At 38.7% G+C, this 8,630-nt stretch carries 6 protein-coding genes and 1 pseudogene; 4 read left to right on the forward strand and 3 right to left on the reverse strand.

Annotated elements, in window-relative coordinates; all coding sequences use genetic code 11:
• Window positions 1-157: 157 nt before the first annotated feature.
• The 3 genes from PN450_RS11570 to PN450_RS11580 form a co-directional block, all read right to left on the reverse strand.
• Complete coding sequence (locus PN450_RS11570) at window positions 158-895, reverse strand: Uma2 family endonuclease (protein WP_271836411.1); 738 nt, start codon at window positions 893-895, stop codon at window positions 158-160.
• Between the two features lie 268 nt (window positions 896-1,163).
• Complete coding sequence (locus PN450_RS11575) at window positions 1,164-1,553, reverse strand: tetratricopeptide repeat protein (protein WP_271836412.1); 390 nt, start codon at window positions 1,551-1,553, stop codon at window positions 1,164-1,166.
• A gap of 108 nt (window positions 1,554-1,661) precedes the next feature.
• A complete protein-coding gene (locus PN450_RS11580; RefSeq protein WP_271836414.1) occupies window positions 1,662-3,107 on the reverse strand; it encodes a glycoside hydrolase family 13 protein in 1,446 nt (481 codons plus the stop codon).
• 257 nt (window positions 3,108-3,364) lie between these two features.
• On the opposite strand from PN450_RS11580, the gene smc reads away from it, so the two are divergent.
• The 4 genes and pseudogenes from smc to PN450_RS11600 all read left to right on the forward strand — a co-directional run.
• The gene (gene smc / locus PN450_RS11585; protein ID WP_271836416.1) at window positions 3,365-7,030 is read left to right on the forward strand and encodes a chromosome segregation protein SMC; all 3,666 of its coding nucleotides are present in this window, start codon (window positions 3,365-3,367) and stop codon (window positions 7,028-7,030) included.
• Window positions 7,031-7,098: 68 nt separating this feature from the next.
• Complete coding sequence (locus PN450_RS11590) at window positions 7,099-7,950, forward strand: hypothetical protein (protein WP_271836417.1); 852 nt, start codon at window positions 7,099-7,101, stop codon at window positions 7,948-7,950.
• Between the two features lie 213 nt (window positions 7,951-8,163).
• Window positions 8,164-8,373, forward strand: coding sequence for a hypothetical protein (locus tag PN450_RS11595; RefSeq protein WP_271836419.1), 210 nt, complete (start codon window positions 8,164-8,166; stop codon window positions 8,371-8,373).
• Window positions 8,370-8,630 (forward strand): annotated as a pseudogene (locus PN450_RS11600) (type II toxin-antitoxin system VapC family toxin); the annotation flags it as partial. The gene PN450_RS11595 and the pseudogene PN450_RS11600, both read left to right, overlap by 4 nt.

Genomic DNA, 8,630 nt, shown 5'->3' on the forward strand with positions numbered 1-8,630 from the left:
CTCCCCTGGTAGGGGAGAGGTTTGGAGAGGGGTCTGTTTACACATTAAAAACTTTTAAAACATCCTCTAATATTTAGTCATCTTTAGATGACTTTCGCTATTAGCAAGGAACTTGAGTTCCTTGCGAGATAGAGGTTTTACATCATATCAAGATTACTCAATCATCAAATTCAACGCCTAATTCTCGCAATTTCGCTGCTAATTTATCAGCCCGTTGTTTTTCCTGTTCAGCCCGTTGTTTTTCTTGTTCAGCTTGTTCTTCTCCTGTTAATAAGAAATTTCCTGCTAAATCCCACCACCTTAACCAAGGTAACTCGACATTTTTATATGTTCCTTGCCAAATTCCTAGTTCAACACCCATTTTTTCAATCACATAATGACCCCTTGCATTAGGTGGCATCAGGTGATATTGCCCTTCGATTAAATGATATAATTCTAATGATGATTTCTTTTCTTCATAAATACCGTAAAAAGGTACTCTAATCGCTTTTTCATAAACCCAAAATTTTCCTTGATATGGAGTTTCGTCCCTTTCTTCTCTACCATTACCTGATACAAATTCAATGACAATTAGGGGAGCAACTAATTCTTGCCACATCACATAAGAACGGCGCATTTGACCATTTAGAGCCGGTGGCACATCAGGAACATAAAACCAATCTGGCGCTTCTGCACCTCGTTCTGGTGGTTCTGTAATCCGCCAATAAATACCGCTATCTTGTCCTATGCAAAATTGCTTATCTGGATGAATTGCTTGTAATTTTGACCAGATAGATTCTGTTAACAGAATACTTTGAGGATGTTCTTGAAAATTTTTCACGAAATTTCCATCTTCACAGGGTAATTGAGTATGATCTGGTAACTGTGTTGAAGGAGCAAGTTTCAGGGTGTCCATAATTTTCCATTTTGGAAGAATATGTTTGGTGTTAGCTAAGAGGGTGTTTGAAAAGTTATGGTTGATGTATCAAATATTTTTTACCCCACCCTAACCCTCCCCTTGTAAAGGGGAGGGAACTGGATTTTTATTGTTTCCCCCCTTTACAAGGGGAAAGGGGGGTAGGAATGTGATGAAAATTACGGAATACCACTTTTCAAACATCCTCTAAGATGGGATATAGTTTTATATCGATCAAACTACATTATAAACAATTATGATATAAGTTTTACTCTCCCATTTTCTTCTTGACATCTGCCAGCACAGTTTTATAATCCTGTCTATCTGGATGTAATTTTATTAACTTCTCAATTAGGACAATCCCTCCCTGATTATCCCCCGACCTTAACCGCATAATGGACAACTTCTCTAAAGCTGTTTGATTATTAGGTTCACGCTGCAAAACTAACTCATACCCCTTAACCAGTTTCTGTAAATCAGTCTCAGCCGATTGAACTACTGCTTGCTTTGGTTTTTCCCAAGCCTGTTTGATGGTATTAACCCCTCCAAACAACATTGAACCACCAAATGAAACCATTCCAATATATGTAACAATTCTTTTCTTTCGCTCAATCTGCTTACCGCGCTGAACTAAGTAATCATTCCCTAAATTAGCCATACTTCAAAAATTGCTGTTATCCAAATTGCAGCATCACTCCTACGATATAGAATACCCACCACCGGCAAAAAAAATATCACTCACCATTCCCAACTGACATTTTAACATTTATCCCCAAATCAAACCACTACGGGGAGGAATAATTAAACAAACATTTTCCTCTTTCCAGATAATTTCCCCATTCCCAAATAAAACTTGATTTGGTTGACTTTGTAAACTACTACAATCTAGGTTGACTGTAATAGTTTCAGTTCCTACATTCACAGCAATAATTAATTCTTCACTTTCTAAAATTCGCGCAAATACATAAACTGTTTCTTTTGCATAGAGAACTTGGTATTTGCCAATTCGCAAAGCCGGATAATTTTGCCGAATAGCAATTAATTGTTTATGAGTATTTAAAATTTTGGAATTCCAGTCAGATTCAGGAGGGAAAACACGGCGACAATCAGGATCTATTCCTCCAGGTAAACCCACTTCATCACCATAGTAAATACTAGGCGCACCAGGAAAAGTGAATAATAAGAGATTACATAATTCTACACTTGCTTGATCACTGTCAGCAATACTCATTAATCTGGCTGTATCATGGCTACTAAGAAGGTTTAATTGTGTTAGTTGAATTTCCCAAGGATAAAGTTCCAAAAGGCTGTAAATTTTGGCTGCATATTCAGTCGCATCTAGGGCAGGATAGGGAGGACAATCCCGATATTTGACGTGTTCTAATACGACTTTATCGCCTACTGCAAAGGCAATGGCAGCTTCATTAAATAAATAATTCATCACCCCGTCAAACTGTGTACCATCGAGCCATTCACGGGCATCTGACCAGATTTCACCGACAATATAAGCCTCTGGATTAATGGCTTTAACTCGTTGACGAAATTCTTGCCAAAAACCAGGAGTTTTAATCTCATTGGGTACATCTAAACGCCAACCATCAATGCCAAATTCTAACCAATATTCGGCAATTTTCATGATGTATTCTCTTACATCTGGATGATCATGATTAAAGGTTGGTAAAGAGCGAATTCCTATCCAAGAATCATAGTTAGCAGGTAATTGTCCATCATAAGGTGCAAGCGGCCAGTCTTGAATTTTAAACCAATTTACCCAAGGAGAATTAGAACCATTTTCTAACACATCATGAAAAAAGAAAAAGCCTCGGCTAGAATGATTAAATACGCCATCAAGAACTATTTTGATATTTCGTGAATGGGCTGCATCTAGTAATTCTCGTAACGCCTGATTTCCCCCCAACATGGGATCAACTTGGTAATAATCATGGGTATGATAACGATGATTACTAGCAGATTGAAAAATGGGTGTAAAGTAAATTGCCGTAATCCCTAAACTTTGAATATAGTCTAATTCTTCCAGCACCCCCCATAAATCACCACCTTTGTAACCTTGGAGAGTAGGTGGTGCATCCCAGGCTTCCAAATTGCTATTATTTAAGAAACTGTCACGGGAACGTTGACTTCTGGCAAATCTATCAGGAAAGATTTGATAGAAAACCGCGTGTTTAACCCAATCTGGCGTTTGAATTTCCATAAATACATCTATGAGCAACTTAACATATAGCAATTTTAAACCAGATGTAAACAACCCCCTTGTATTTCCCTCTGTGTCCTCTGTGTCTCTGTGGTTCGTTTAAAATATATTGTCGCCATACATTTAGAGTATGACCAATTAAATACCCAGAACCCACAGCATATCAATTACCAAATTTCCCCTCTTTCCTAGTCACGAAAGGATAAATAATTGGTACACTTGTTTACTTAACCTCTTTTCCAGTTAACCAGTGCCTCATGGTATATGTCAAGCGCGTTGAACTTACCAATTTTAAATCCTTCGGTGGGACTACTGCTGTCCCTTTACTACCGGGGTGTACTGTCATATCTGGGCCTAATGGTTCTGGAAAATCAAATATTCTAGATGCTTTGTTGTTTTGTTTGGGACTGGCTAGTTCTAAGGGTATGCGGGCGGAACGTTTACCGGATTTGGTGAATAATGCTCAAAAACATAAGGGACGTTCGGCGCTGGAAGCTAGTGTAACTGTGACTTTTGATATTTCGGATGTCTCTCGCAGAGGCGCAAAGGCACAGAGAGAGGATGTGGGGGAGGTAGGGGAGGTAGGGGAAGTAGGGGAAGTGGGGGAGGTAGGGGAAGTAGGGGAAGTAGGGGAAAATCCAAAATCTAAAATCCAAAATCCAAAATCGTCTGAGTGGAGTGTTACTCGGCGGTTGCGGGTGTCTCAGCAGGGGGGGTATACGTCTAATTATTATATTAATGGTGTGGCTTGTACTTTGACTGAGTTACATGAGGATTTGGAGGAACTGCGGATTTATCCTGAAGGGTATAATGTGGTGTTACAGGGGGATGTAACTAGTATTATCTCGATGAATGCGCGGGAACGTCGGGAAATTATTGATGAGTTGGCCGGGGTGGCGACTTATGATCGGAAGATTATCCAAGCTAGGTCTACTTTGGATGAGGTGAAGGATAAGGAGGATAGTTGTCGGATTATTCAGACTGAGTTAAGTATACAATGCGATCGCCTGTCTCAAGATAAGGCTAAGGCGGAAAAGTATCAATTATTGAAAATTGAATTTATCCAAAAGCAGTCCTGGGAATCTGTGTTATCTTGGCGTTCTCTCCAAGCACAGCAGGAGAAGCTGGTTGCACAAGTTCAAGAGGGCGATCGCAATTTCAGTGATTTTACTACTCAGTTAAATACAACTAATTCTCAAATTGATCAAAAAACTACTGATTTAGATCAACTCAATCTCCGGGTAAAGGCTTTGGGGGAAGAGGAACTTCTGTCTGTTCAATCAAATCTCGCTACTCAGGAAGCGGAACGGAAACAACTCCAACGTCAACAACGGGAGTTGGAAGCATCTATTCAAGAATCTACAAAGCGATTAAATCAAACTTACCAAGAAATTCAACAATATCAACTTGCTTTAGAGGAAGCTAAGAAAAAACAAAATATAGAAACGGTAAATGTAACGTCTCTACAAACAGAACGTGACACCGCCCAACAAAATTTAGAATCTTCTCGTCAAGCTGCTGCGGAAATTGCCTCGGCTTCGGAAGCTTGGGTACAACAACAAACGGCTTTAAATCGGCAAATGGAATCTTTGCTGCATATTCTCGAACCCCAACGCACTGAACAAGCGCAATTACAGGAACGCAATACTCAATTACAAGAATTGATTTCTGAACAATCTCAATTAATTGCGACTTTAGAACCGGAATTAGCCCAAAAACAAGTTGAATGTGCGCGTTTAGAAACAGAATTTAATGCTTCTACTCAACCTATTCAGAATTTAGCCGAAAATCTGGCTGCGACAGAACAAGAGTTACAAATTCAACAAGATACCCAAAAGCGACTTTTACAAGAACAACGAGATAAACAACGTCAGTTAGATAAATTAGAGGCACAAACACAGGCACAACAGGAAATACAAGGAACACAGGCTAGTAAAGTAATTTTACAGTCAGAAATGCCCGGTTTATGCGGTTTGGTAGTGCAATTGGGTAAGGTTGAACCTAAACATCAATTGGCTTTGGAAATGGCTGCTGGTGGACGTTTAGGGCATATTGTCGTTGAAGATGATAGTGTGGCATCTGCGGGAATTGAACTGTTGAAACAAAAACGCGCCGGGAGAGCAACTTTTTTACCTTTAAATAAGATTAAAGTCCCTAGATTTACTCAAGATGCAACTCTGCGTTTAGCTGATGGTTTTGTCAGTTATGCGGTAGATTTGGTAGAATGCGATCGCCGTTATCATGATGTATTTGCCTATGTTTTTGGTGCAACGGTAGTATTTGCGACTCTTGCCCAAGCTCGGAAAAATATGGGACTATATCGCATAGTCACCTTACAAGGGGAATTATTAGAAACTAGCGGAGCAATGACTGGGGGTAGTAGTAGTCAACGTTCATCTTTACGCTTTGATAACGGTGAAGCCGGGGAATCTCAGGAAGTCGCTAATTTGAAATCTCGCTTAATAGATATTGACCGGATTTTAGAACGTTGTGGAGAAGCAATTTCTAATTTAGGAACTCGCACTAAAACATTAACTTTAGAATTAACGGAAGCACGTCAAGGACGCAGGGAACAACAATTATATTTAGAACAGTTAAAGAAAGATATTAAAGGTTTAACAACGCAGTTAGAAAATACTCGTTCTCAACTTTCCCAAAACACGGAAAAATTCACATCTGCACAATCCCGGTTAGAAATTTTAAATCGGGAATTACCAGAACAAGAAACTCAACTTCAACAATTAAGACATACTTTAGCTGAGTTGGAATCTTCCCAAACTCCCAGCGAATGGCAACAAATCCAAGCTATCATTAAAATCCAAGAACAGGAATTACAACAACGGGAAACAGCATTGCGAGATGTTCAACAACAATTAAAAAATCTCGAAAATCAACAACAACGATTACAAGAAAAAATAGAAGAATCCCAAACTAGAGTAATTCAATATCAACAAGAAGAAACGACAGGAAAACAGCAACAAGCAACAGTTAATAGTCAAGTTGAAGAATTGAATAATTTGATTACCACAATGCAAGCTAATTTGCGTCAATTAGAAGAGAATTTAGGGGAAGAGAAAAAAAACCGAGATACAGCAGAAACCGAATTGCGATCGCTCTTATTGCGTCAACAACAATTACAATGGGAAATTGAGAAACTGCAAGAAACTCAACAAAAACGCCGGGAAGATTTAACAGCACTGCAAAACCAATTGCGAGATTTAGGTGCAGAATTACCAAGTCCCCTTCCAGAAGTTCCCAATAAAGTTGATTTAGAAGACTTACAAAAAGAATTGCGGAGTTTAGGTAAACGTTTACAGGCAATGGAACCTGTAAATATGTTAGCTTTGGAAGAATTCAATAAAGTCCAAAGTCGTCTTCAAGAACTTACCGAAAAATTAGAGACTTTAGAAGGTGAACGGACAGAATTATTATTAAGAATTGAAAATTTTACCACCCTCCGTCAAAAGGCATTTAAAGAAGCTTTCGACGCAGTAAATGAGAATTTCCAATCAATTTTTGCTATTCTTTCCGATGGTGACGGTTATTTACAACTAGATAATCCTGAAGATCCTTTTAACAGTGGTTTAAACCTAGTCGCACACCCCAAAGGAAAACCCGTCCAACGTCTTGCTTCCATGTCTGGGGGAGAAAAATCTTTAACTGCATTAAGTTTTATTTTCTCCCTACAACGTTATCGTCCATCTCCATTTTACGCCTTTGATGAAGTGGATATGTTTTTAGATGGTGCAAATGTGGAACGATTAGCGAGAATGATTAAACAACAGGCAGAACAGGCACAGTTTATAGTTGTGAGCTTGCGCCGTCCGATGATAGAGTCAGCACAGCGGACAATTGGGGTAACTCAAGCTAGGGGTGCATATACTCAAGTTTTGGGTATTAAATTACAATCATCTGACCATTGAAGAAGTCCGCAGGATCGCGTAGGATAGATAATTGTGAAGCGATAGCCCAGAGCAGTTTTAAGAAGTTTATGGGTAACCGAAGATACTATTCCATTCGTACTGGCAAAAATCCTGATGTAAGTCGCTATGACTTGCCTATCCTGCTTAGGCTATTTAGCAATTTCTACCTTGAGTTTTTGAATAAAGACTATTTTCAAGAAGATTTTGGTTATTACTGCGTAGATCATGAAGATGTGCCAGGTAAATTAGGTTCTGACATTGAAGCTCAAATGTTTCGTGCCATTAGAAAACCTGAATTGTGGCCAATTCAGGAAAAATGCAAGAGTTACTCAGAAGATGATTTGTTCGATGTTATCGAGTTTCTCTATGACCATGTTTCTAAACCGATTGATGGGTATTTCCATAGCTACAATGATTGTGGCTATCACTACCATACTTTCGATAAGAAAACAGGTCAGCAAGAATTTAGAGATGGTATTAATCAAATCTTATGCGAGTACAAGGAAGGATATGAGCTTTCCGACAATGGAGAGATTTTAGAATCTCCAGAACAAGGACTAGAAAATTTATTTGCTGCAAGTTTACCTACACATGATCCTGATAATGTTGAGCGGCGTGTTCAAGCTGCAATTCTTAAGTTTAGGCGTTATCGCTCGTCTTTAGATGAGAGACGTGATGCAATCCGAGATTTGTCCGATGTTCTTGAATTCCTGCGTCCTCAACTTAAGACAGTAATATCAAAGAAAGACGAGGGAGACTTGTTTGTTATTGCTAATCAATTTGGTATACGACATCATAATGACCAGCAAAAACAGGACTATGACAAAGCCATTTGGTACAGTTGGATTTTCTATTACTATCTAGCGACGATACACGCTGGTTTGCGCTTGATTAAGAAAGCTGAAAGTCAATCACCATAAGCTCACCTATTGGGGTTAAGTGTAATCGGCGATCGCTTGTAGGTTGGATTGATAAAGTGCGATCGCCTATTGGGGTTAAGTGTGAGGGGTGATCTTGTAGTGCGATAGCGAAGCGCTCCGTAGGAATCGCTATTTACACTCTGACCAAGTGCGAAAAACCCAATAACACGCTAAAATTATCATATATCTACAAAATCAACTAGGTAATTAAACATGAGGTTAAAAGCAACTGAACAAGGCTTATTTATCCCTAAAGAACTATTAGGGGAATCTCAAGAATTTGAAATTATTGCAGACCACGAAAAGCTGATAATTACTCGGATCAAAAAGTCATCATCAATCTGGGACTTAGGCAAAAATCCTGTAGAATGTGATGTACAAGATGGAGCGGTTAATCATGATCATTATTTGTATAACAAATGAAAAACATATTTTTTTTAGATACAAGCTATATTCTAGCTTTGGAGATAAAAAATGAATATGCTCATCACCAAGTAATACAAAACTGGTCTAATTTAGCGATTTCAAAACCATTCTTAGTCACGACAACTTATGTTTTCGATGAAATAGTCACTTTTTTAAATAGCCGAAATCTTCATCATAAAGCTGTTGAAATTGGCAATCAGTTACTAGAGAGTCCAGACATAGAATTAGTCGAGATAGATCAGGTTTTATTCAAC

The organism is Dolichospermum lemmermannii CS-548 (genome assembly GCF_028330815.1).
GTDB lineage: Bacteria > Cyanobacteriota > Cyanobacteriia > Cyanobacteriales > Nostocaceae > Dolichospermum > Dolichospermum lemmermannii.